17 protein-coding genes are annotated in these 23,976 nt (G+C 70.2%); 7 read left to right on the top strand and 10 right to left on the bottom strand.

Annotation, left to right across the window (positions count from 1 at the left end; all coding sequences use genetic code 11):
• Positions 1-42: 42 nt before the first annotated feature.
• The 7 genes from LZ199_RS01435 to LZ199_RS46440 all read right to left on the bottom strand — a co-directional run bounded on the left by LZ199_RS01435 (position 43) and on the right by LZ199_RS46440 (position 8,364).
• Complete coding sequence (locus LZ199_RS01435) at positions 43-948, bottom strand: STM4011 family radical SAM protein (protein WP_253991816.1); 906 nt, start codon at positions 946-948, stop codon at positions 43-45.
• Positions 945-2,261 (bottom strand): STM4012 family radical SAM protein, encoded by a 1,317-nt coding sequence (locus LZ199_RS01430; RefSeq protein WP_253991815.1) that lies wholly within the window; start codon positions 2,259-2,261, stop codon positions 945-947. The genes LZ199_RS01435 and LZ199_RS01430 overlap by 4 nt, the downstream gene beginning before the upstream one ends.
• 11 nt (positions 2,262-2,272) lie before the next feature.
• Positions 2,273-3,067 (bottom strand): STM4013/SEN3800 family hydrolase, encoded by a 795-nt coding sequence (locus LZ199_RS01425; protein WP_253991814.1) that lies wholly within the window; start codon positions 3,065-3,067, stop codon positions 2,273-2,275.
• Entirely contained in the window at positions 3,058-3,822 is a 765-nt protein-coding gene (locus LZ199_RS01420; protein WP_253991813.1) for an HAD family hydrolase, read from the bottom strand. Before LZ199_RS01420 ends, LZ199_RS01425 begins: the two co-directional genes overlap by 10 nt.
• Before the next feature lie 36 nt (positions 3,823-3,858).
• Positions 3,859-5,001 carry an LOG family protein gene (locus LZ199_RS01415; protein ID WP_253991812.1) on the bottom strand — a complete coding sequence of 381 codons (1,143 nt, stop codon included), beginning with the start codon at positions 4,999-5,001 and terminating at the stop codon, positions 3,859-3,861.
• Positions 5,002-5,030: 29 nt separating this feature from the next.
• Positions 5,031-6,005 carry a L,D-transpeptidase family protein gene (locus tag LZ199_RS01410; protein ID WP_253991811.1) on the bottom strand — a complete coding sequence of 325 codons (975 nt, stop codon included), beginning with the start codon at positions 6,003-6,005 and terminating at the stop codon, positions 5,031-5,033.
• Positions 6,006-6,204: 199 nt separating this feature from the next.
• Positions 6,205-8,364, bottom strand: coding sequence for an AAA family ATPase (locus LZ199_RS46440; RefSeq protein ID WP_323389057.1), 2,160 nt, complete (start codon positions 8,362-8,364; stop codon positions 6,205-6,207).
• 536 nt (positions 8,365-8,900) lie between these two features.
• Between LZ199_RS46440 and LZ199_RS01395 the strand changes: the two genes are divergently transcribed.
• From LZ199_RS01395 to srmL, 5 genes are all read left to right on the top strand, one after another.
• Positions 8,901-10,163, top strand: coding sequence for a heparin lyase I family protein (locus LZ199_RS01395; RefSeq protein ID WP_253991810.1), 1,263 nt, complete (start codon positions 8,901-8,903; stop codon positions 10,161-10,163).
• A 92-nt stretch (positions 10,164-10,255) separates the two neighbouring features.
• Positions 10,256-10,573 carry a putative quinol monooxygenase gene (locus LZ199_RS01390; protein WP_253991809.1) on the top strand — a complete coding sequence of 106 codons (318 nt, stop codon included), beginning with the start codon at positions 10,256-10,258 and terminating at the stop codon, positions 10,571-10,573.
• 1 nt (position 10,574) lies between these two features.
• On the top strand, positions 10,575-11,741 hold the full coding sequence (locus LZ199_RS01385) for an iron-containing alcohol dehydrogenase (protein ID WP_253991808.1): 1,167 nt from the start codon (positions 10,575-10,577) through the stop codon (positions 11,739-11,741).
• A 35-nt stretch (positions 11,742-11,776) separates the two neighbouring features.
• A complete protein-coding gene (locus LZ199_RS01380) occupies positions 11,777-12,514 on the top strand; it encodes a dienelactone hydrolase family protein (protein ID WP_253991807.1) in 738 nt (245 codons plus the stop codon).
• A 281-nt stretch (positions 12,515-12,795) separates the two neighbouring features.
• Entirely contained in the window at positions 12,796-13,932 is a 1,137-nt protein-coding gene (gene srmL, locus LZ199_RS01375) for a PheS-related mystery ligase SrmL (protein ID WP_253991806.1), read from the top strand.
• A 27-nt stretch (positions 13,933-13,959) separates the two neighbouring features.
• Here srmL and LZ199_RS01370 read toward each other — a convergent pair whose 3' ends face one another.
• Together LZ199_RS01370 and LZ199_RS01365 are read right to left on the bottom strand one after the other, a co-directional pair.
• Complete coding sequence (locus tag LZ199_RS01370) at positions 13,960-15,489, bottom strand: pyridoxal phosphate-dependent decarboxylase family protein (protein WP_253991805.1); 1,530 nt, start codon at positions 15,487-15,489, stop codon at positions 13,960-13,962.
• Positions 15,490-15,504: 15 nt separating this feature from the next.
• Entirely contained in the window at positions 15,505-17,103 is a 1,599-nt protein-coding gene (locus LZ199_RS01365; RefSeq protein ID WP_253991804.1) for a xylulokinase, read from the bottom strand.
• Between the two features lie 169 nt (positions 17,104-17,272).
• Here LZ199_RS01365 and LZ199_RS01360 point away from each other — a divergent pair, with 169 nt between their 5' ends.
• Together LZ199_RS01360 and LZ199_RS01355 are read left to right on the top strand one after the other, a co-directional pair.
• On the top strand, positions 17,273-18,769 hold the full coding sequence (locus tag LZ199_RS01360; protein ID WP_253991803.1) for an ArnT family glycosyltransferase: 1,497 nt from the start codon (positions 17,273-17,275) through the stop codon (positions 18,767-18,769).
• A gap of 264 nt (positions 18,770-19,033) precedes the next feature.
• The gene (locus LZ199_RS01355; protein ID WP_253991802.1) at positions 19,034-22,609 is read left to right on the top strand and encodes an endopeptidase; all 3,576 of its coding nucleotides are present in this window, start codon (positions 19,034-19,036) and stop codon (positions 22,607-22,609) included.
• A gap of 125 nt (positions 22,610-22,734) precedes the next feature.
• On the opposite strand, the gene LZ199_RS01350 is transcribed toward LZ199_RS01355, so the two are convergent.
• Entirely contained in the window at positions 22,735-23,910 is a 1,176-nt protein-coding gene (locus LZ199_RS01350) for an AI-2E family transporter (RefSeq protein WP_253992059.1), read from the bottom strand.
• Positions 23,911-23,976 lie beyond the last annotated feature (66 nt).

Genomic DNA, 23,976 nt, shown 5'->3' with positions numbered 1-23,976 from the left:
GGCGACTGTCTTTGAGTCGCCCCGCCTGGGCCTCTTCAGGATTCACGGGAGGAGCTTCCGCTCCTCACGCAGGGGCACGTCCTGCCTCCGCCACAGCGGCTTCACCGGCACACGCTCCAGAATCCCAGAGCCGAAGACCCGGTCCAGCTCCAGGTAGTCCATGTGCACGTAGCCGATGTGACACCCGCACGTCGCCTTCGCGCACGCGCGCGGACGCAGCGCCTGGTCGAAGTCCGGCGCGTAGATGTTCCCAATCGGCTCGTCGATGAAGTGACACCGGCGCGCCGTGCCCTCTCCATCCACGGAGATGACCGACTCACCGCCCCTGCACGCACGTCCCAGGCTGGGATGCCTCACATTGTTCACCGGGAACAGCGGGTCCACGGCCGTGAAGCGCGCGATGTCTTCGGACGTGTACGGCTCCTCCTGCCCGTCCTTCACCGCGTTGATCCACAGGTACGTGTCGTCAGACAGCTCGCGGCGCAAGGCCTCCGCCTCCTCCGCGAAGCGCAGGAATCCCACCATGCCCGCGCTGTGCCGCACCCCCAGCGCCGTCAGCGTCTCGCACTGCGCCACGAAGCGACGGCGCTTCATCCACTCCGGATGATACGTCGCCCAGATGCCCAGCTTCTCCGCGCGGCAGTCCTTCACCCAGTCCAGCTTGCACGACAGGTTCGTCTGCGCCGCCACCCGCTCCACGTGCGGCAGATGCGTCAGCCGCGCCAGCGCCTGCTGATACCAGGGCCAGATGAGCGCCTCACCCCACGGCGTGAAGAACACCGACACCGTGTCCCCCGTGCGCGCCTCCACCCACGCCAGGAATCGCTCCAGGTCCGCCCGGTCCTTCTCCAGCTCCTCGTCCGTGTGCTTCCACTTGCCGAAAGGGCAGTACTCGCAGCCGTAGTTGCAGCTCGACAGCGGACCTCGATAGAGCACGGTGAGCTTCATCGCCAGGCGTACTCCTGTGACAGCTCACGCACCCCCGCCGAGTGCAGCCAGGGGCCAATCAGGTCCGAGCGCTCCACTCCCGCGGCCGTGAGCCGCAGCGCCGTCTCGTCCCGCCTCGCCAGCCCGTGCACCTCCAGCTCCAGCAGCTCCGGGAAATCCTCCAGCACCTCGGTGCAGAACTGCTCGCGGTACGTCGCGAAGTCCACGCCCTCCGCCAGCAGCGACAGCAGCATGTACCGACGCCGCCGCTCCTCGCCGTCCAGCCGGAAGCCGTACCCGACCTCGCCAAAGGACTCCGACGTGCGCGCGCTGTACGACGCGATGATGGAGCGCACCTCGCGCGAGCCCACGGCGTACTCCGACGAGTAGTGCACCTGTCCCGTGTACGAGCGCGCCCCGCACCCCAGCCCCACCATGCCGTCCTCCTGGCAGCGGTACACCGGGCCTCCCGCGTCCGGCGCGTGACGCGCGCGGAACATCCGCATGGACACCTGCGTGTAGCCCTGGGACAGGAGGAACTCGCGGCCCGCGCGATACAGCGCGATGCGCAGGTCATCCCACGCGCGCGCCTTCTTCCCCAGGAAGGTGAGCGGGCGCACGTAGAGCGGATAGAGATACACCTCCTCCGGCGTGAAGCGCAGCGCCTGCTGGATGGAGTACAGGAACGTCTCCACCGTCTGCCCTTCCATGCCGTAGATGAGGTCCAGGTTCAGCGTCGGGAAGCCCGTGGAGCGGATGAGGTCCAGCGCCGCCTCCACCTGCGCCGTCTGCTGGGGCCGCTTCACCGCGGCCACCTCCGCCTCGATGAAGCTCTGCACGCCGATGCTCACCCGGTCCGTGCCGCGCGAGCGCAGCGCCTTGAGCTTCTCCGCGTCCACCGTCTCCGGAGACACCTCCACCGAAACGGGGATGTGGTGCGGGTCCGCGCCCAGCACCTTCTCCGCCAGGTCGAACACGCGATGCAGCCCCGCCACGTCGAGCAGCGTCGGCGTGCCCCCTCCCACCGCGAGCCGCGCGAAGCTCGCCGTGCCCAGCGCCGCCTTCACCCGGTGCGCCTCGCGCTCCAGCGCCCCGAGGTAGCCCTCCACCACGTCCTGCTTCGGCCCCGCCGCCGTGAAGAGATTGCAGAAGCCACAGCGCATCTCGCAGAACGGGACGTGGAAGTAGAGGAACAGGGCGTCCCGCCGCTCCTCGGCCCACACCGACTCCAGCGAGAGCGCCGGCGTGAAGGGCCGGTAGGCCGTCTTGTGCGGGTAGCCATAGAGGTACGCCACGTACGGCGTCTCCCCCAGCATCTGCTCCAGGCGCGTCATGGTGAGGACTCTCACGACAGGGTGAACTCGGCGTAGGGCACCGTCCAGACGACGGGGTGGCCCACGCGATGACCGTTATAACCGTCCTCGCCGTACGCCGTGCCGTGGTCCGAGCAGACGATGCAGAAAGCCGGTCCCCGGCGCCGCAAGGCGGCGAAAAGGGGTGGAAGCTGACTGTCCACGTATTCCAGGGCTGCCGCGTGGGACGCGACGGAATCCTCGGTGGCCCCCGGCAGGTAGTGGCGGTTGGGCTGGTGCAGCGCGGAGACGTTGATGAAGAGGAACACGCGCTGCTCCCGAGGCACGGCCCCCAGGCGCTGGACGGCCAGGCCCACCTGGTGCTCGGTGGAGCGAGGCTCGCGCACCCCCAGCTCCGGACTCCAGTGGCTCTCCGCGAAGAGGCCTGGCAGCACGCTGCCCAGGGGGTTGAGCTTGTTGAAGAAGCCCACGCCGCCAATGCACACGGTGTGGTAGCCGCGCGCCGCCAGGCCCGTGACGAGGTCCGGCGCGTCCAGCACGCAGGTGCCCTGCCCCGTCGTCTCGCTGCCCTCGAAGCGCATGGAGAACAGCCTCGAGTGCCGGCCCGGGCGCGCGGGGGTGGGCAGGAAGCCTGCGAAGAAGGCGTGGTGCGCGGCGTAGGTGAAGCTCGCGGGCGAGTGGCGCTCCTCCCACTGACCTCCCGGCATCAGCGCGGCCAGATTCGGGATGCGCCCCGCCGCGGCCAGCTCGGTCGCCACGTCGTGGCGCAAGGTGTCCAGGGTGAGGAAGAGCAGGTCGTGCGAGCCGACCACCGTGTTCATGTCCATCTGGCAATCACTTCCGCGACGGACTCGTGTCGCGAGGTGATGCGCTCCACCGTGAAGGTCGGCGGCCGCAGCGCGGCGGGCCACTCCCGCCCATGGGAGACCCAGCATGTGGCGAAGCCCAGCTGCGTCGCGCCGACGATGTCCCGCACCGGGTCATCGCCGATGTGGAGGACCTCGAAGGGCTCGCGATTCACGTGCTTCAGCGCGGCCTTGAAGATGGCCGGGTCCGGCTTCTCCACGCCCACCTCGCTCGAATAGAAGCCCTCCGGCACGGAGTGGTAGAGGCCCGCGGTGAGCAGCTTCCTGCGCTGCGTTCCCGAGAAGCCGTTGGAGACCACCTCGACGGGCTGCCGCCGCGCCAGCGTGTCGAGCCACGCCGCCAGCTTCGGGTCGCCGACCACGAAGTCCGACAGCTTCGACTGGAAGTCCAACCAGAACTCCTTCGCCTTCATCCCCGTGGGGAACGCGTCAACCACGTCGGCGCAGAAGGCCTCCCTGTCGCGCCCTCCCTGCTCGTCGAACTTCTGGAGGGTGGCCAGTGCCTCGGCCCGACGGTGCTCGGGAAACACGTCGGGGAACCGGACCATGAAGTCCTCGAAGTAGCGCACGAAGGCGGACTCGCGGTCGACCAGGGTGTTGTCCACGTCGAAGAAGATGGCCTTCGGCCGCGCCGGCCCGTACTTGCCGAACGCGCGCGGCTTGCTCATCCACTTCTTGTCTTCGTACAGGTGGCGATATCGCTGATACCGTTCCATGGGGACCCTCGTCGCGATGCGCTCGAATGCCGTGGCTCAGCCCGCGACGAGCGCGGCGTCGTACTCCTGCAGCGCTCGGAGGACCTCTTCCCGCGAGTCCGTCAGCAGCAGGTGCCGCGCGTAGTCCTGTCCCTGCGCGAGCTGCGCCAGCAGCGGATAGACGGGGCGCGTCTGCGTCCAGAACTCACGGCCCAGGAAGATCATCGGGCTGATGACGCCCACGCTGTTGTAGTGGTTCTGGCAGGCGTCCTGGAAGATCTCCTGGATGGTGCCAGCGCTGCCGGGCGCGTACACGATGCCGCCCCGGGCGATGGTCAGCAGCCCGTCCTCTCGCACGCTGTTCGCGAAGTACTTGGCGATGTGCGTGGCGAAGGGGTTGGGCGGCTCGTGGCCGTAGTGCCAGGTGGGGATGCCCAGGCTGGAGCACGCGAAGACGTCCTTGGGCTCCAGCGGGAAGGCGGCGCGCACGTCGAAGGCCCGCGCGAGCCACTCGCGGTCCGTGTAGCTGGGGGCCTGGGCGAGGATGGCGAGCGCGGCGTCCAGCTCCGACTCCGGACGCACGGCGAACCAGGCGCCCAGGTGCGTGGCCTCCATCGCGCCCGGGCCTCCACCGCTGACGAGGAAGAAGCCCGCGCGCGTCAGCTCCCGCGCCAGCGTCGCCACCTCGCGGTAGTCGGACTTGCCGCGCTTCATGGAGTGTCCCCCCATGATGGCCACCACCTTGCGGGGCGGCCCCGACACGGCGAGCAGGTCCTCCATCGCATCCGTGACGGCGTGGTCATGCAGGCGCTGCGCGAGCGTCTCCAGCAGCGTGGGCGGCGTGCCCCGGCCGTGCGATTCCCAGTGCCGGTAGATGCGCGCGTCGAGCGTGTCCGCGTACGTCTCCGGCCTCGTCGGGTCGAAGCCCGCGTACAGCTCCTCCGGCGAGTACAGGCCCCCCCGGTATGGTTGATACGGCACCCCGGAGATGGGCGGGAAGACGAGGGCCCCATGCGCGAGCGCGGCCTGGAGCGCGTCCTTCTCCAGCTCACAGCCCAGGAACACCGTTCCGTCGAGCGGGGCGGTGCTCAGCTCACGTGTGTAGCCTCGCAGGTCCAACCCCTGGATGACGACGTTGACCAGGGGGCGCGCGTCGCGAAGGTGCCGCTCGAAGGCCTCGGGAGTCTCTAGCTCAATCACCCGCGAAGGATTCCATGCCTCGGGCCCTACTAGAAGAGGACAACCATGGTGCCGAGCGGCATCCGGTCATACAGCGCCGTGATATCGCGGGGGTGGAACACGACACAGCCCCAGGACAGCCGGCCGCCGCTCGCCTCCAGCGACCATTCACCCACCCACCCGTGAAAGCCGATGCCGCTGCCCAGCCGCGTCGTCGCATCCGTCGCCTCACGGGCCTCCCAGGCGCGGGCGATGCGCTCGCGCGTCTTCTGCGTGAGCCAGCCCTGCTTCACCCCCCGGCTCGCGTCCCAGGGGTTGGGGTAGTTCACCCGCAGCCAGTGGCCGCCGTAGTACGCGGCGTAGGGCCCGGGAATCTCCCCGCGCACCGTCTGCACGATGAAGTACATGCCCACGGGCGTGCGGTTGTCGCCCCGCTGCTCCTTGGGCCCCGCCTCCTGGCCGAAGCCCACCTCCACCCGCGCCCGCTCCACGCCCCGCTCGTACAGGCGGAGCTGATTCAGCGCGTGGGAGATGAGCACCAGCACCGGCTCGCTCGCGGGCTGGGGCAGGCGGGCGTGCGCGGCGGTGAAGCGGCGGGCCTCCGCGACGGACAGCGCGCGGTCGGTGTGCAGCACGACTCCGAGCCGCTCGGACGTCCCCACCTGACCGAGCACCTGGCCCCTGGTCACGAGCGCACCGGGACGCAGCGCCACACCACTCAGCCCGGAGTACTCCGAGCGGGCGCGCAAGAGCTCGTGGTTCTCGTGGTACAGGTGCTCCAGCGTGACGCTGTCACCTCGCGCGCCCACCGCCACCACGCGGCCCCGGGCCAGCGCGCGCACGTCGCTTCCAGGCCTGGCCCGCGTGATATCCGGCCAGGGCGCGAAGCCCTCCGCCACCGCGTGCGCGGGACGCAGCCAGGCCTCGAAGACATCCGGCGGCGTGGAAGCGAGGGCGACCTGGGCGGACAGCACCCAGGCGAGGCACAGCAGCGGCAACCCGGAGCGCGGCGCGAAGGAAGTCACTCGCGCTGGACACTCGGCGCACGAGGACCGTTCCGTCAACTCCCGCGTTTCTCGCCAGGGAGGAGAGGGGCTCCGAGCAGGCAGCACCGCGCCATCGCTCGTCCCGACTCGACGGCAGGAACCTCCGGATTGGTGAGCCGCCCCTAAAAGCGGGCTCCTGGAGTCCTCGCGCGGGGAGGCGCTCTCCGACTCACGTTCTCTAGCGCCGGGCCTCCAGGGCGCGCAGCGCGGCCTGGGCCTGGAGCAGCTCCGGACGCGCGTTGGCGGCGGCGGCGTCCTGGGCGGCGAGTTGGAGCTGCCGCGCCGCCTCCTCACGCTCGCCCAGGCGCAGGTGGGCTCGCCCCAGGGCACAGCGCAAGAGTGACTTCAGCTTCCGGTCCCCGAGCATCCCCGCGAGTTGGAGGCCCCGCACCGCGTCCTCCTTCGCCAGCTCGGGCGCGTCCGCCTGGCTGTGCAGCAGCGCGAGCCCGTGGTGCGTGTACGCCATGCCGCCCCGGTCTCCCATGCGCGCCTTCAAGTCCAGCGCGAGCTGGAAGTAGTGCACCGCCCGCTCCCTGTCTCCCGCGCGCGCGTACGCATCCCCCAGGTTGAACAGGGCCGTGGAGTGCTCCCACGTGTCCCCCGCGCGCTCCGTCCAGCGCAGCACCGCCGCGTACTCCACCGTCGCCTGTCCCGGCCGCCCCTGCCCCATCAGCAACGTCCCCATGGCCCGGTGCAGCGCGGCCTCCACGCTCGCCCGGCCCGGCTCCTCCTGGTACGGCGCCTGGAGCAGCCGCCCTCGCGCCACCGCCAGCCGCGCCTCCGCCTCCTCGAACCGTCCCAGCCAGCACAGCGCGAGCGCGCACAGCGCATCCAGCGAGGACCCGCAGAGCAGCGCCTCCCGCGAGGCCTCGAACTCACCCACCGACTGGCTCAGCTCCACCACTTCCTCGTAGCGCTCCAGAGACAGCACCACGGCGGCCAGCTTGCGAAGACACTGGAGCCGCGCGGGCGTCGCCTGCACGGCGCGCGGGTCCTCGAGCGACAGCGCGATGCGCCAGGCGGACTCGGCCTCCGCTCGCTCCCCCGCCAGCCGATGCGCGTCTCCCATGCGCTCCCACAGCACGCGAGACCACTGTCGCGCGGCCTCCAGCGACAGCGAGCCGGCGACCTCCAGCGCGACGCGGTACACCGTGAGCGCCGCCACCGGCTCCAGCGCCGCCAGGCTCCACCCGGCGACCTCCAGCAGGTGCGGCAGTGCCCGCTGTGGCACCTTCGCCGCGCGCCAGTGACGCACCAGCTCCGCGCAGGCGCGACGCCGAGCCTCCTCGGGCAGGGCCTCGTACGCCTCCGCCGCCCGCCGATGCAGGCCCAGCGCTTCCGCGTCCGAGGGCACCGCTTCACGCGGCACCGGCGCACGAGTCCCCATCACGTAGCGCCCGCCCGAGACGGCCTTCAACCAGCCCCCCGCCTCCAGCCAGGCGAGGGACGACAGCCCACCGACGAGCGCCCCCAGCACGGGCCGGGGGAAGGAGGGCCCCAGCACCGCGCTCACCCGCAGCGCCTCTCGCCGCGTGGGCGACAGGGCCTCGAGGCGCGCGGCCAGGACCGCTGTCCCCGACTCGGGCAGGGGCGCTCCCGGGTGCTCTTCGTGGAACGCCATCGCATGCAGCAGGTGCAGCGGGTGGCCCGCGCCCACGCGCAGCAGCGCCTCCCTGGGCCAGCCCGGGCGCAGGCGGGTGGCGACCAGCGCCGCGGCATCCTCCGGATTGAGCAGCCCCACCTCCAGCCCCTCCGCCGTCGGTGGCGCGAGCGCCGGCCCCTCCGCGCGCTCCAGGACGAGCACGAGCACCGGCGCGTGCGCCAACCGCGAGACGAGGACCTCGACGAAGGCCCGGCTGAGCGGGTCCGCGTGCTGCCAGTCCTCCAGGATGAGGATGCGCGGCCCCCGGTGCGGCAGCAGCGCGTGGCAGAGCGCGTCGAACAGCGCCAGGCTCTCGGCGGAGAGGCTCGCGGGGATGCCCTGCCACTCGCGCCCCTCCAGGAAGTGGGCGACGCGCTCCGCCTCCGCGCTCGACATCCGCCCCACGCCCGCCACGGGCCGCAGCCCCCGCGTGGCCTCCAGCAGCTCCAGCAGGGGCCCCGCCGGAGTCCCGGGCAGCGCCAGTCCACTGCCCTCCCAGACCTCGAAGCGATTGGCGGCCAGCGACTCCACCAGCGCGTCCTTCAGTCGCGACTTGCCCATCCCCTCCGGGCCCACCAGCCACACGGCGCGCCCCAGCCCTCTCCGGGCCTCCTCCGCGCACCACTTCAGCCGCTCCAAGAGCGCCGTCCGCCCGACGAGCGGCGGCTGACACGACCCCGTCTCCCACCGACGCACCCCTTCAGTCAGGGGCCTCCGGAGGGGCGCGCGCGGGCACGTGGACAAGCCAGGGGAAAGCCGAGTCCCACAGGCCAGACACACGCCCGAAGACAAGGTCATGAGCACCTCCAGAGCCCGAACCTCTAACGCTCCCGCGCGGCGGAGCCCCTCGCGCCCGGGGGTGGTGTGTGTGTATTGAATTCGCCTGTGGGCCTGCCCTCCAGGCCACCGCATGCCTCCTCGGCCCCGCTCACGGTGCGCTCAGGCCCTCACCGTCCGCCTCAATCCGCCACCAATGACAGACGTTTCCAATCCCACCGCCTGAACCCCCACCCGGAGTATGTCCTGCCCCTTTTCTTGGAGGGCAGGCAGGCATGTCGAGAAGTGTTGAATACGAAATAAAAGTGGTCGATGGTTGTCTCCGTCGCAACGCGGCGAACCCCCGCCGTGACCTTGGAGAAGCCCCCTAGCTGAAACCAGATACCGGCCCGTCGGGAGATGGCCGCCGGACACACTCCCCGTCTGTCTGTTTTTGAATCCCCAGAGGTCCCTACATGAAGAAGTCTCTTCTGCTGGCTGGCGCATTGCTCGGCCTGGGTGTCACCGCGTGCGGTCCCCAGGACGACGTCACGGAGCTGGGCGAGGCCCCCGCGGGGCTCGAGGCCACGGCCTTCGCCACGTCAGCCTCCGCCGCCGCGCTGACTGCCACGGGCTGCAACCAGCTCACGGCCGCGTCCGTCATCGCCAAGGGTCATGACGGCAACGTGCCGGCCAACACGATGGACGACAGCCTGTCCACCCGCTGGAGCTACCTCGGCAAGGGCGGCTGGATTGACTACGACCTGGGCACCACCAAGTCCATCTCGGGCGTCACCATCGCATGGCACGAAGGCACCACGCGGGCGAACACCTTCACGGTGTCCGTCTCGCCGGATGGCTACACGTACACGCAGATCTACAGCGGCACGAGCAGCAGGTCGTCCTCCGCGGAGACGTACTCCTTCACGGCCACCTCCGCGCGCCGCGTTCGCATCACCTTCCAGGGCAACAGCATCAACGACTGGGCCTCCATCGCCGAGGCGCGCGCCTGCGCCACCACGGTGACGACGCCTCCTCCGACGACGCCCCCCACGGGCAACAGCGTGGTGTGGGTGGGTGACTTCGAGACGAACAACATCAGCCAGTGGACGCGCGCGCAGATGGTGAGCGCGGACCGGCTGGCGATGGTGTCCTCGCCGAAGCGCCAGGGCAGCTACGCGCTCAAGGCCACGGTGAAGCGGGGCGATGACCCCATCAACTCCAGCGGCAACCGCAACGAGCTGGTGCGGATGACGCGCGAGCCGTCGGGCTCCGAGTACTACTACCGCTGGAGCACGATGTTCGACTCCACGTTCCCCAATGTGAATACGTGGCAGCTCTTCACCCAGTGGCACCAGGAGAGCGACACCGTGGGCGGCTCGCCGCCGGTGGAGTTCTACGTCTACGGCAACGAGGTCCGCCTCAACATCGGCGGCAACCCGGGCACCATCGTCTGGCGCGCCCCGCTGACGCGCGGCAAGTGGATGGACTTCATCTTCCACGTGCGCTGGTCGGCGGACTCGAAGGTGGGCTTCGTGGAGCTGTACCTCGACGGCAAGCTGGTGATGCCCAAGCGCTACATCGCCACCCAGTACTCCGGCCAGGTCAACTACCTGAAGATTGGCCTGTACCGGAACGACACGATTACGCAGACGGGCATCGTCTACCACGACGGATGGGTGATGGCCCGGAAGCTCGAGGACGTGCTGAACCCCACGGCGGTCATCAAGGCCCCGTAGCGCGCCCACGGTTGTACGGCACCCCACACCGTGCCCTCTCCCGGGCCGAGGTCGCGTCCCCACGCGGTCTCGGCCCGGAGTAGTTTCCGGACATGCCCAACAGCCTGCGGGTCGTCCAGGTCCACATCCACGTCAAGCCGGAGCACGTGGATGCCTTTCGCGAAGCCACCGTGGTCAACGCGCGGGAGAGCGCGAAGGAGCCCGGCATCGCCCGCTTCGACTTCCTCCAGGACTCCGAGGACCCGACGCGCTTCGTGCTCGTGGAGGTCTACCGGACGGCCCAGGCGCCCGCGGAGCACAAGGAGACGGCCCACTACCTCACCTGGCGCGACACCGTGGCGCCGATGATGGCGGAGCCGCGCACCAGCCAGAAGTACGTCAACCTGTTCCCCGAAGACGCCGGGTGGTGACGTGAGTCCCACCGCCTTCGAGTTCGCCACCGCGACGCGCATCGTCTTCGGACCGGGTCGGCTCGCCGAGGCCCCGGAGCTGGTGCGCGGGCTCGGCGGTCAGCGCGTGCTGCTCGTCACCGGGAAGACGCCCGCGCGCGCCGGCGCCCTGCGCGAGTCACTGGAGGCGCTCGGCCTGACCGTCACGGGGTTCCGCGTGGAGGGAGAGCCCACGGTGGACCTGGTGCGCCAGGGCCTGGGCCTGCTCGCCCAGGAGCGCTGTGACGTGGTGGTGGCGATGGGCGGCGGGAGCGCGCTCGACGCGGGCAAGGCGTTGGCGGCGCTGGCGACGCAGGGTGGAGACCCGCTCGACTACCTGGAGGTCATCGGACGCGGCCAGCCGCTCACCCGCGCGTCGCTGCCCTTCGTGGCCATTCCCACCACCGCGGGCACCGGCTCGGAGGTGACGCGCAACGCGGTGCTGGGCTCGAAGGAGGCCCAGGTGAAGGCCAGCCTGCGCGGGCCGAAGCTGCTGCCGGCCGTGGCGCTCGTGGACCCGGACCTGCTCATCGGCGCACCCGCCTCCGTGCTCGCCGCGAGCGGCATGGATGCGCTGTCTCAGCTCATAGAGCCCTTCCTCTCCGCACGCGCCAATCCCCTCACCGACGCCCTGGCGCGCGAGGGCCTGCGCCGCTCCGCGCGCTCGCTGCGTCGGGCCGTCCTGGAGGGGCCTGACGCGGAGGCTCGCGAGGACCTGGCGCTGGCCAGCCTCTTAGGCGGACTGTGCCTGGCGAACTCCGGGCTCGGCGCGGTGCACGGCTTCGCGGCGCCGGTGGGTGGCATGTTCGACGCGCCCCATGGCGCCGTGTGCGCGGCCCTGTTGTCCGCGGTGCTCGACGTCAACCTGAGGGCCCTGCGTGCGCGCGCGCCGGAGCACCCGTCCCTGCCCCGCTTCCGGGAGCTGGCCGTCCTGCTCACCGGCCGCGCCGAGGCCCGTGAGGAAGAAGCCCTGTCGTGGGTGGAGGCCTTGCGCGCGGACCTGCGCATTCCCGGCCTCGCCACCTACGGACTCACGCCCGCGCGGCTGCCCGAGCTGGTGACGAAGGCCCGCGCCGCGAGCAGCATGAAGGCCAATCCCCTGACACTCACCGACGCCGAACTGGCGGAGATCGCCACCCGGGCGCTATAGCCAGCCACACTGCCCCCCGCTGTCGAGGAGTGCCCATGGAAGACATCGAGCTGCCGACCCGTGAGGGAACGATGGACGCGAAGCTGTTCCAGCCGGAGGGACGCGGCCCGTGGCCCGCGGTCATCCTGCTGACTGACGCGATGGGCATCCGGCCCGCCTTCGAGCACATGGCCCAGCGGCTCGCGGACGGCGGCTATGTCGTCCTGCTGCCCAACGTCTTCTATCGCGAGGGCCGCGCCGGAAACCTGGCCCTGCAGGGCTCGTTCGCGGACGAGGCGTTCCGCAAGCACATCTTCGCCCTCATCGCGACGCTGACGCCTCAGCGCGTGCGCGATGACGGCGCCGCCGAGCTCGACTTCCTCGCGCAGCTCCCTCAGGTGAAGGGCCCCAAGGTCGGCGTGGCCGGCTATTGCATGAGTGGCTCCATGGCCGTGCGTATGGCCGCGGACTTCCCGGACACCGTCGCCGCGGCGGTATCCAACCATGGAGGCAAGCTGGCGACGGACTCCCCGGACAGCGCCCACCTGCGCGTCGGCGATGTTCGCGGCGAGCTCGTGTTCGGCCACGCGGACCAGGACGGCTCCATGCCGGCCGACGCCATCCTCCGCCTGGAGACGGCGCTGAAAACCGCCGGTGTCCGGCACCAGTCCCACCTCCATGTCGGCGCGCGCCATGGCTATGCGGTGGAAGGCTCTGGCGCCTACGACAAGGACGCCGCCGAGCAGCACTGGCGCGAGCTGTTCGACGTGTTCGGCCGCACCCTCTCGGCATGAGCGGGTGAGGCAGCCCCCCTTGCCAGCGGAAGCGGCTGGCGTTATTCGTAGGGACATGGTGCTCGTCGTCAGTGCTCGTCGATTTAGCCGCCCCCCGGCTCCCTTTGGGTGTCGGGAGGCCGTGCCGCACTGAGCGCACGAACCTCTCGTTGGTGAAACGCCGTCAGGCGCGACGCCCACCCGGAGCCGCCGGGGGGGGTATCCGAGGCCGGCGGCGCCAGGCGGACTTCTCGCTCGGCGTGCCGGAGCCCCTGCGTTTCCACCGCTTCCGAGAGGTTTCCATGTCGTCCCCTTCCGTCTCCATCCTCAGCGCCGAGGAGCTTCGGCGCGCGCTGTCCGTTCGTGATTTGACCGACCCCGCGTCCGGCCCCCATGCCCTGCAGCAACTGGTGGCCTCCGCGCTGGATGCTCTCCGCTCCGCCTGGGGCTGTGACGTCCTCCTCCACCGACAAAGTCCCGTCGTCTCCATCGCCGACAACTACGACCGGCTCCACTACCCACCGGGCGGCGTGGCCCGCGACGCGCGCTACACCCGGTACGTCTGCGACACGGCGCTGTTGCGCTCGCAGACCTCCGCCATGATTCCGGCGGTGCTGCGCAAGCTGGCCGCGGCGCCACCGGAGGACGTGCTGCTGGCGTGTCCGGGCCTCGTCTACCGCCGCGACTGCATCGACCGGCTGCACACCGGCGAGCCGCACCAGATGGACCTCTGGCGCGTGCGACGAGGGCCGCCCCTCACTCCCGCCGACTTGCGACAGATGATTGCCACCGTGGTGGGCGCGCTGCTGCCCGGGCGCGAGACGCGCCTCACCGACGCCGTGCACCCGTACACGACGGACGGGCTCCAGGTGGACGTGCGCGAGGGCGACGAGTGGGTGGAGATTGGCGAGTGTGGCCTGGCGCTGCCCGCGCTCCTCGCGGAGAGCGGACTGGACGCAGGGCCCGTCACCGGGCTCGCCATGGGCCTGGGGCTGGACCGCATCCTGATGTTGCGCAAGGGCCTGGACGACATCCGCCTGTTGCGCTCCACCAACCCGCGAATCGCCACCCAGCTGTTGGACCTGGAGCCCTACCGCCCGGTGTCGTCGATGCCGGCGGTGCGCCGAGACATGTCGCTCGTCATCGACGAGGGCCGGACGTCCGAGGAGCTGGGGGACAGGGTGCGCGCCGCGCTCGGCGAGAGGGCGGAGCTGGTGGAGAGCGTGGAAGTCGTGACGGAGACGCCCTACGCCGCGCTGCCTCCCAGTGCCGTCAAGCGCCTGGCGCTCCGGGCCGACCAGAAGAACGTGCTGCTCCGGGTGGTGCTGCGCGCGCTGGAGCGCACGCTGACGCATGACGAGTGCAACGTCCTGCGCGACGACATCTACGCGGCGCTGCACCAGGGCACCACGTGGGAGTGGGCCGCGCGACCTCACTGAGGGCCGCGCGGCGCCAGGGCCTGAGGCTCAGACCTTGTAGAGCAGGTCCATGTACTTCTTGAGCAAGTCGCTCACCAGGCCCCGGAAGGGGACGGCGGCCGCCATGCCGTAGACGGGCGCCATCGTCCCCTTCTCGCCGGGGTGGGCCTTCACGTGCTCCACCGCCTCGCGCAAGTCGGCGAGGAAGCGCTCCGCCACGCCCGGCTGCGCGTGCCGCAGCGTGACGCACAGGTGCACCGCCGCGGGCTTGTGCAGGCCGTTGAGGCTCCACCCGCGCTCGCCCATCCGCTCCATCACCTTGAAGATGTCCAGCGTCTCGGAGCCGAAGGCGATGACGAACAGCGGGTCTCCCAGCACGTGCAGCTCGGGAATGGCGCGGATGCCCTGCTTGAGCGCGTCGGCCGTGTCCAGGATGCGGCGCGTGGCCTCCAGGTAGCCCTGCTCCCCCATGCTCACCAAGGACGCCCAGGCCACGGCGATGAGGGCGCCGGGGCGACTGCCAGAGAAGGTGGGCGAGAAGTAGATGCCTCCGGGCCACTCGGTGGCGGTGAAGTACTGGTGCGCGCGCAGCGCCGTGCCCCGGTAGAGCACCACCGACGAGCCCTTCGCCGCGTACCCGAACTTGTGCGTGTCCACGGACATGGACGTCACGCCCGGCAGCCGGAAGTCGAAGGGCGGCACCTGACGCCCCAGCGTGCGCGCGAAGGGCAGCACGAAGCCGCCCAGGCACGCGTCCGTGTGGAAGCCCAGGCGCTTCTTGCGCGCCAGCTCCGACAGGTCGGCGATGGGGTCGATGACGCCGTGGGGAAAGCCCGGCGCGGAGCCGATGAGGAGGATGGTGTTGCGATTGATGGCCTTGCGCGTGGCCGCCACGTCCGCGCGGTAGTCCGCCGCCACCGGCACGCGCACCATCTTCACGCCGAAGTAGTGCGCCGCCTTGTCGAAGGCCGGGTGCGCGCTGGAGGGCGCCACCATCTCCGGCTTCGTGATTCCCTTCGTCTCCCGGGCCCAATCCCGATACGTCTTCACCGCGAGCATGATGCTCTCGGTGCCGCCGGAGGACATGGAGCCGCAGACGTGCTCGGCGGGCACCTTCCCCGCGTTGGCGGCATCCGCGCCCAGCATGCTCGCCGCCATGGCGACGACTTCCGCCTCGAACTTGGTGGCGCTGGGCCACAGGTCCGCGTGCAGCGGGTTGCTCTGCGAGTGCAGCGCGTAGACGCGGTTGAGGAAGTCGATGTGCTCCTCGTCACCGTTGTAGACGGCGCCGGACACCTTGCCCTCCCGCCAGCGCCCCTCCTCCTGCGCCTCCAGCGCCTGGAGTTCGCGCAGCACCTCCTCGCGCGAGCGGCCCGTCACCGGCAGGCGCTCGAAGGCGGACATCTTCCCCCGGTAGGGCTTGAGGCTCCCCTCCAGCTCGGACAGCAGCGTGTCCGTCTCCTTCGACAGCAGCTCACGCACCACCGGCACGGCCTTGAGGTAGCGCTCGGCCGCCGACAGCAACCGGGGAGGGACATGGTTCAGCAGCTTGAGCGACTTCGGGTCTGGCAATGCCATGCGGACTCCTGGGCTTCAGGCGCTCCGGGCGCGGTTGAGGCGCGCGAAGATGGCCTTGTTGCTCTTGTAGAGATTGACGAACTCGCGGAACAACTCGTCGTACAGCTCCCGGTTCGCCGGGTCGGGCTCGAAGGTGCGGGCGATGGGGACGAGCGAGGGAATCTCCTCCACCTTCAGTTCGCCCAGCGCCACCGCCGCCTGGAACGCGGCCCCGCGCGCGTTGGCGAGCACCGGCTCGTCCACCTGCTGAATCACCCGCCCCAGCACGTCCGCGTGAATCTGGCACCAGAGCGCGGACCGGGCCCCGCCTCCGATGATGCGCAGCGAGTCCAGCCTGCGACCGACGAACTGCTCCACGTAGGTGAACAGCCAGCGCGAGTTGTAGGCCACGCCCTCCATCACCGCGCGCACCAGGTGCGCTCGCGTCGTCTTGAGGGACTGGTTGAAGAAGCCCCCGCGCAGGGACTTGTCGTCCACGGGGCTCCGCTCCCCGTTGAGCCAGGGCATGAAGATGAGCTTGTCACTGCCCGCGGGCACCTTCCCCGCCTCGCGCTCCATCAGCCGGTACACCTCCGCGGAGTCCTCCTCCACCTCCCCGGGCTTGCCGCCCTGGCCATACAGGATGTTGTCCTTGAGGAAGGTGAGGCAGATGCCCGCGGACTCCTGCTCGTTGGCCAGGAGGTAGCGCCCTGGCAGCGCGGACGGGACGGACGCCATCTGGTGGAACAGGTCCGACTTCTTGTAGGGCACGTGGCAGCACAGCCAGGAGGACGTGCCCACGCACAGGTGCGCGGCGTGGTCCTCCACCGCGCCAGAGCCCACCGCCGCCGCGAGGATGTCCGGCGCGCCCGTCACCACGCGCACGTCCTGGCTCAGCCCCAGCTCGCTCGCGGCCTGGGCGCTCAGCGGCCCCAGCACGCTCGCCGCGGGCACCAGGTCCGGCAGCTTTTCTCGATGGAGCCCCGTCATCTTCAAGAGCCGCTCGTCGTAGTCGATGCGGTCAAGCGCGCGGTTGTCAGTCACCCAGTGCAGGGTGATGGAGTCGTACGACGCCGCGAAGCGCCCGCTCAGCCGCAGGTTGAGCCAGTCCTTGGGCTCCAGGAACTTGTAGGTGTCTCGGTAGACGTCGGGGTGCTCAGCCTGGAGGTAGAGGATGTGGCCCACCGGGTCCTTGCCGGAGAGGCTGGGCACTCCGCCCGTCAGGCGAATCCAGGTCAGCAGACGCGCGGCGCCGTAGCCCTCGATGGGCAGAAAGCCACCGGCCGCGCGCTGGACGTGGGGCGCTCCCCGCGAGTCCATCCAGATGAGGGCCGGACGCAGGGGCTTGCCCTTCGCGTCCACGGCCACGGTGCCGGACCACTGCGCGCTGCAGTTGACACCGACGATGTCGCGCGCGGCCACCTTCCCCGACTCCAGCAGGCGGCGCGTGCCCCGGACGACGGCGCTCCACCACGCCTCCGGCTCCTGCTCCGCGCCTCCGTCCGGCAGCAGGTCGAGCGCCAGGGGCTCCACCTCGCCGCCGAGAATCCTGCCTCGCAGGGTGACGACGGCCAGCTTCACGGCCGAGGTGCCCAGGTCGATGGCCAGGATGGACTTCTCACCTGCTTGGGACACACGGCCCTCCGAGCCGGGATGAGGGGATGCCGCCGACGTCGCGGCGCCCGGACTCTAGGAAGCGCGTCACACCTCCCGCCATCCACAACGCACGGCAAGGGCGCTTTTCTGAACGCCTGGGCTTCCCGCGCGCCCGAGGTGTTAGCCTGCGTCGATTCCTGGGGGTGGCATGCGCCGGTTCTTCGTCAGCGCGAGGGCACTGTGGCAGCGGCACCCGGTGGCGCTGGGCGTGGCCATGACGTTCACGCTCAGCCTGCTGCTGCGGTGGTTGTATCTCCAGTCCGCGCCGGACCGCGCGTGGCCCTTCTCCATCTTCTTCTACGGTGACGCGCGCTTCTTCCACGCATACGCGCTGGAGCACGTGAGAGGCACCGAGGGCCCCGCCACCCTGCCCTACCACCCGCCCCTGTTCCCCTGGCTCCTGGGCGTGCTGTACCGCGTGCTGGGAGAGCCCCAGGGCAATGCCTATCCGTACAAGCTGTGCCTCGCCGCGCTGAGCGCCGCCACGGTGGCGCTGTCCTGGGCCTGGTGGCGCACGCTGCTGGGCACCGCGTGGAGCCTCGTCGGCGCGGCCCTCTTCGCCTCCAGCTTCGGCTGGCTGGTGCTCTCCACCACGTACAGCAACGAGGTCCTCTACGCCCTCTTCCTGTCCGCCACCCTCGCGCTCGTCTTGCGCCACAAGGCGGGGCCGAGCTGGGGCGGCGCCGTGCTCCTGGGTCTCGTCATGGGCCTGGGCTCGCTCACCCGCGCCGAGCACCTGTACCTGTGGCCCTTCCTGCTCGCGTGGGCCTGGCTGTACCGGGGCTCGACGCCGCTGCCCGCGCTCGCCACGCGCTGGGGCGCCGCGGGGCTCGTCTGCGCCCTGGTGCTCGCGCCCTGGGCCGTGCGCAACGCGCGGGTGCTCAGTGAGCTGAACGCGAGCACGCCGACGCTGGAGCCGCTGCCGGTGCTCGCGCCCGTCACCGCCTACGGCCCCATCAACTTCGCCATGGCGAACCACGCCCGCGCCACCGGCGGCTTCACGCCCGACTCCGTCAACCAGCTGGGCCAGGAGGGACACCTGGACGTGGCCAATCCCGCGCAGCGCAAGCTCCTGCTGCACGGCTACGCGGTGGGTCTCGAATGGATGCGCGAGCACCCCGCGGACGCCGCGCGCCTCTGGAGCACCAAGCTCTCGCGCTGGCTGGACGGGCTGAGCCTGGGGCTGGGCGCCTCCAACCTCCCCTCGGGACTGAGCGGCGCGCGCGCCCCGGTGGACCTCTTCGTCCCCGAGGGCACGTGGCTGAAGTGGCCGCTCCTGGCGCTGCTCGTCGCGGGCGCGGCGCTGTCACTCACCCGCCCCTGGCGCGAGTTCAGCCTGCTCACCCTCGTCGTCCTCCACCGCGCGCTCATCACCGTCGCCTTCTTCGGCTACACGCGCGGCCTGCTCACCATCTTCCCCGCGCTCGTGCCCCTTCTGCTCCTGCCGCTCGTCGTCCTCACCGCGCGCCGCCCCGCACTGGCCACGCGCGTCCCCGCGCTCGCGGTGGTGCTGCTCCTGCTCTTGTGGGTGGAGGCCGGAGCGCTGGCCCTCGGCGCGCCTCGCGGCTTCATGGCCAGCGGAAGCACGGACAGAACCAACGGCAAGCTCATCCAGGATGACTGGGTGCGCATCTGGCCGCGCTAGCCCGCAACACCCTGTCAATAATATTCTGATGTGGTGGCACATTTCCGCGCTCCGCGCCATAGCGGTATTCACTTATAGTGCGCGAACATGCTGGCCAGTGAACACTTTGGGCCCATGAAATTCCTAGGGATCCATTTTCAATGGGCTCACCGGGAATAAGGCATATTCATTTTTTGGTGAGGCATCAGTAAGGCGTGTGCGGGCTCCGTCTGTCTGGGAGCCACCTCGGGTCCGACCCTCGGGACCCTCATAGAGGAGAGATGCATGCGCCACACCAAGGTGTCAGCAGCATGTCTTGCCTTGCTCATGTCAGCGACGAGCTGGGCAGTGCAACCGCCCGAACAGGGCCAGAGCGCCATCGCCAGCAAGGCCTTCTACAAGCCTGAGTTCTACCTCCCCATCCAGAACACCCCGCTGGACCAGGCAATGCGCACCATGGCCAAGGAGACGGCCACGGGTTGGGACGACTTCTTCAGCCGCAACGGGAAGGACTTCCGCGTCCACATCGACCCTCGCACCGGCACTCCGTCGGGCATCGAGGGCTCGGTTCCCCTCATCCCCGGCAAGGGCTTCCGCAACAACGTGACGCTGGACAGCGTGCGTGAGTCCATTGGCCGCTCCGTGGCGGACGTGGACGAGTCCGTCATCGGCGACCTGGTCTTCAAGTTCATCGCCGACAACCAGGCCGCGTTCAACATCGACCTGATGCAGCTGGGCGCGCCCCGCGTCACGCGCGTCACCGACAACCTGTGGCAGGTCCACATCCAGCAGGTGGTCAACGGCCTGACGGTGCGCCACGCGCGCATCGCCGCGACCATCAGCCACGGCAACCTCATCCTCATCGGCACCGAGGCCTGGGCCAACGTGGGCATCGACACGCGCCCGGCGCTCGCGCCGAACGACGCGCTCGTCTCCGGCAACGGCTTCGTCGGCATGAACACCAGCCCGCAGCAGCTCTGGCAGCAGCCCACGCTGGAGATCGCCCCCATGGCGCCCCAGGGTGAGTCGTTTGCCGGCGCCACGGGCACCGGCTACGAGCATCGCCTGGTCTACGCCTACGGCTTCCAGGACCCGGCGGCCCACCAGCGCTGGAAGGTGACGGTGGACGCGCACTCCGGCGAGACGCTCGCCATCGAGGACGACAACCACTACTTCGACGCGCAGATCCAGGGCGGCATCTACCCGTCCACCAACATCGGCACCTGCGTGGACAACACGGTGTGCGGCACCATGAAGCCCAACTCGCCCATGCCCTGGGCGAACACGGGCATTGCCTCGCCCAACAACTTCACGGACGGCGCGGGCATCTTCGCCTACAGCTCCGGCACCTCGAACACCACGCTGTCCGGCCGCTACGTCCGCGTGGCGGACACCTGCGGCGCGATCAACGTCAGCTCCACCACGGGCAACATCGCCCTGGGCGGCGTGAACGGCAACCACGACTGCACCGTGCCCGCCGGCACCTCCGCGGGCAACACCGCCGCGTCGCGCTCCAGCTTCTACGAGCTGAACAAGCTGGCCGAGCAGGCCCGCGGCTACCTGCCGGGCAACACCTGGCTGTCCACGCAGCTGCTGTCGAACGTCAACATCAACAGCACCTGCAACGCCTTCTGGAACGGCTCGTCGGTCAACTTCTACCGCAGCGGCGGTGGCTGCGGGAACACCGGTGAGATTGGCGCCGTGTTCGACCACGAGTGGGGCCATGGCCTGGATGACTTCGACGCGAACGGCTCGCTGTCGAACTCCAGCGAGGGCTACGCGGACATCGCGGCCATCTACCGTCTGCAGACGTCCTGCGTGGGCTACGGCTTCTTCCTCACCAGCAACCGTGGCTGCGGGATGACGCCGGACGGCCTGAGCTACAACCAGAACGAGTCGCAGACGGGCGCGGCGTGGTGCAACACCAAGTGCTCCGGCGTGCGTGACGCGGACTGGAAGGCCGCCACGTTCGGCGGTGTCGCCGCTCCTCCGGCCACCCCGCAGAACTTCGTGTGCCCCAACTGCAGCTCCGGCACCGGCCCGTGCAGCCGTCAGGTGCACTGCGCCGCCTCTCCCGCGCGGCAGGCCGCTTGGGACCTGGTCAAGATCGACCTGGCTGGCGCGCCGTTCAACTACGACGACAACACGGCGTTCATCGTCGGCAACAAGCTGTTCTACCAGGGCAGCGGCAACGTGGGCGCGTGGCACTCCTGCAACTGCAGCGGCGGCACGTCCGACGGCTGCGGCTCCACCAACGGCTACATGCAGTGGCTGGCGGCGGATGACGACAACGGCAACCTGGCCGACGGCACGCCGCACATGACGGCCATCCACGCCGCGTTCGCCCGCCACAACATCGCCTGTAACACCACGCCCCCGGTGAACTCCGGCTGTTCCGGCGGCCCCACGGCGAAGCCCACGCACACCACCACCGCGGGTGACGGTCAGATTGCCCTGAACTGGACGGCCTCCGCTGGCGCCAGCGAGTACTGGGTGATGAAGACCGAGGGCATGGGCTGTGACTTCGGCAAGGCGAAGGTCGCCACCGTGTCCGGCACCACCTACACGGATACCGAGGTCGCCAACGGCCGCGAGTACTGCTACTCCATCGTCCCCGCGTCCTCGAACGCGTGCTACGGCGCGGCGAGCACCTGCTCGTGCGCCACGCCGGCCTGCACCGCGCCGGGCCTCGCCACGCTGTCCAGCCCCAGCAACGGTGCCGTCGGCGCGGAGCTGGCCGCGGTGCTCGACTGGGGGGATGTGTCCGGTGCCTCCACCTACGAGGTCCAGGTCTCCACCAGCCCGACGTTCGCGACGGTGGCGGCCTCCGCCAACTCGCTGGTCGCCAGCACCTGGACGGTGTCCCCCGCGCTGAACGTCAACACCACCTACTACTGGCGCGTGCGGGCGAACAACTCGTGCGGCGGTGTGGGCGCGTGGTCCAACGCGTTCAGCTACACCACGCGCGGCTGCACGGTGCTGTCGGCTCCGACGCTGACGTCTCCGGCGGACGCCGCCACGGGCGTCGCCACGTCGGCGGCCCTGGACTGGTCTGACGTCGCGAGCGCGGCGAGCTACGTGGTCGAAGTGGCCAGCGACTCGGGCTTCACCAACATCGTCCGGACCGGCACGGGCCTGACGGCCAGCAACTGGACCGTGACTCCGGCCCTGTCGAGCGCCACCACGTACTTCTGGCGGGTCCGCGCGGCGGACGTCTGCGGCGCCAGCCCCAACAGCACGACGCGCAGCTTCACCACCAGCACGGTCTGCACGCCCGCGCTGGCCACGTTCAACACCACGCTCCAGGCGCCGACGTGCGGCAACGTCTGCGGCTGCGACACCGGCCCCACGCTGGTCAACGGCCGCGGCACGCTCTCCTCGGGCACCGAGCCGAACCAGCCGAATACCATCAACGACTCGTGCGCTGATGGCACCTCCGGCGTCTACCACTCCGACGAGAGCATCGACCGGGTGGTCATCAAGACGACGGACCAGGGCGCCTTCGCCGTCGGCAAGCAGGTGACGGTGGAAGTCACCGTGTGGTGCTGGGGGACGACGGACTTCTTCGACCTCTATTACACCTCGAACGCGTCCGCTCCGGCCTGGACGGCGCTGACCACCAACCAGGCTTGCCCCGGGACGGGTGCGCGGACCTTCACGCACACGTTCAACCTGAGCGCCACGGCGGGCACGCACGCCATCCGTCCGCAGTTCCGCTTCAACGGGACGGCGAGCTCGTGCGCCACCGGCGGCTACAACGACCGTGACGACCTGGTCTTCTCGGTCGGCACGTCCGTGGCCGCCGCGGACACCGGCAAGTCGGTCACCTCGCAGGGCCGCTCGGCCCCCGCGGGTCGCTGAACGCCCGGCGCCACTCCTCCGGCGCATCCCGGGCCGGAGGGGCGGCACTGACGTCAGGTTGAGCTGAATCCGAAGGGCTTCCGGCCATCCGCCGGGAGCCCTTCTTCACGTCGGGCCCCCGCCGCTCAGTGCCGGTCATCCTCGGGCCCGGACCCGTCCGGCACGGGCGCGTCGTCCATGGGGCCGGCGAACAGCAGCCCCTCCTCCACCGCGCCCTTCCCCGCCTGGCGCCGGGCGTGCTCGCGCCGGTGGGCGCGCTTCCAGCGCAGCTGCCGCTCGCGGAGCACCTCCTGGATGAGCACCTGCGAGGCTGCGGCCAGGGGGACGGCGATGACCGCGCCCAGCAGGCCCGCCAGCGCGCCGCCACACAACACGACGATGGAGATGAGCAGCGGATTCATCCGGATGGCGCGGCGTTGCACCATGGGGCCCAGCACGTTGGATTCAATCTGCTGGTAGACCATGAAGACGACCAGCGCGATGACGGCCTGCCGCAGCCCCACCGTGGCCAGCGTCGTGAGGCTCACCAGCACGGCGCTGATGACACTGCCGATGTAGGGGATGACGCCCAGCACCATCACCGCGAGCCCCAGTGCCAGGAAGAAGGGCACGCCCTGGATGAGCGCGACGGTGGCGGCCACGGTGCCGCCGATGGTCATCACCAGCAGCGTGCCCGCGACGTAGTTGCTCACCGCGGTGCGCATGCGTTCCACCAGCTCCCGCACGTGGTGCCGACGGCGCGGTACCACCCACTGGAGGATGCTCTCGTAGAGTTCCTTGCCGAACAGCAGGCTGAAGACGGAGAGGGCCACCACGGTGATGCCCGCCGCCAGCAGCCCCAGGGTGGAGGAGAGGACTCCGACGGCGCGACCCGCCAGGTCCAGCGGCTCGAAGCGCAAGAGCTCCTCGGGCCGCGGCTCGAAGCCGTAGCGCACGCCCAGCTCCTGGACCCAGTGGGATTGCGCGAGCCGCTCCAGGAGCCCCGGCATCGCCTGGACCAGCCCCTCTATCTGCTGGACGAGCGCGGGCACGAGCGTGCCCACCAGCACGCCCACCAATCCCAGGAGGACCAGCGCCACCACGGCCACCCCCAGCCCGCGCTTGAGGCCCCACGCCTCCAGCCTCCGCACCAGCGGATCCAGGGCGAGGGACAGCAGCATCACCACGGCCAGGAGCGTGAGCAGCGGATACAGCCGCCGGAGCACCAACCAGCAGATGGCTAACAGCAGCACCTGCAGCCCCACGGCCCAGACCGTGCGGGCGGGCACGTAGACCGGGAGCTGGCGACTGGAGTCCTTCATGGGCGACAAGGTAGGAAGTGGTGCTCCGCCCGTCAGGCCCCTTCGCGTGCGAGCCGGAGCGCCGCC

Source organism: Myxococcus qinghaiensis, from assembly GCF_024198215.1.
GTDB classification, from domain to species: Bacteria; Myxococcota; Myxococcia; order Myxococcales; family Myxococcaceae; genus Myxococcus; species Myxococcus qinghaiensis.
The sequence above is the reverse complement of the archived record's forward strand: the minus strand, read 5'-3'. Positions and strand labels throughout refer to the sequence as shown.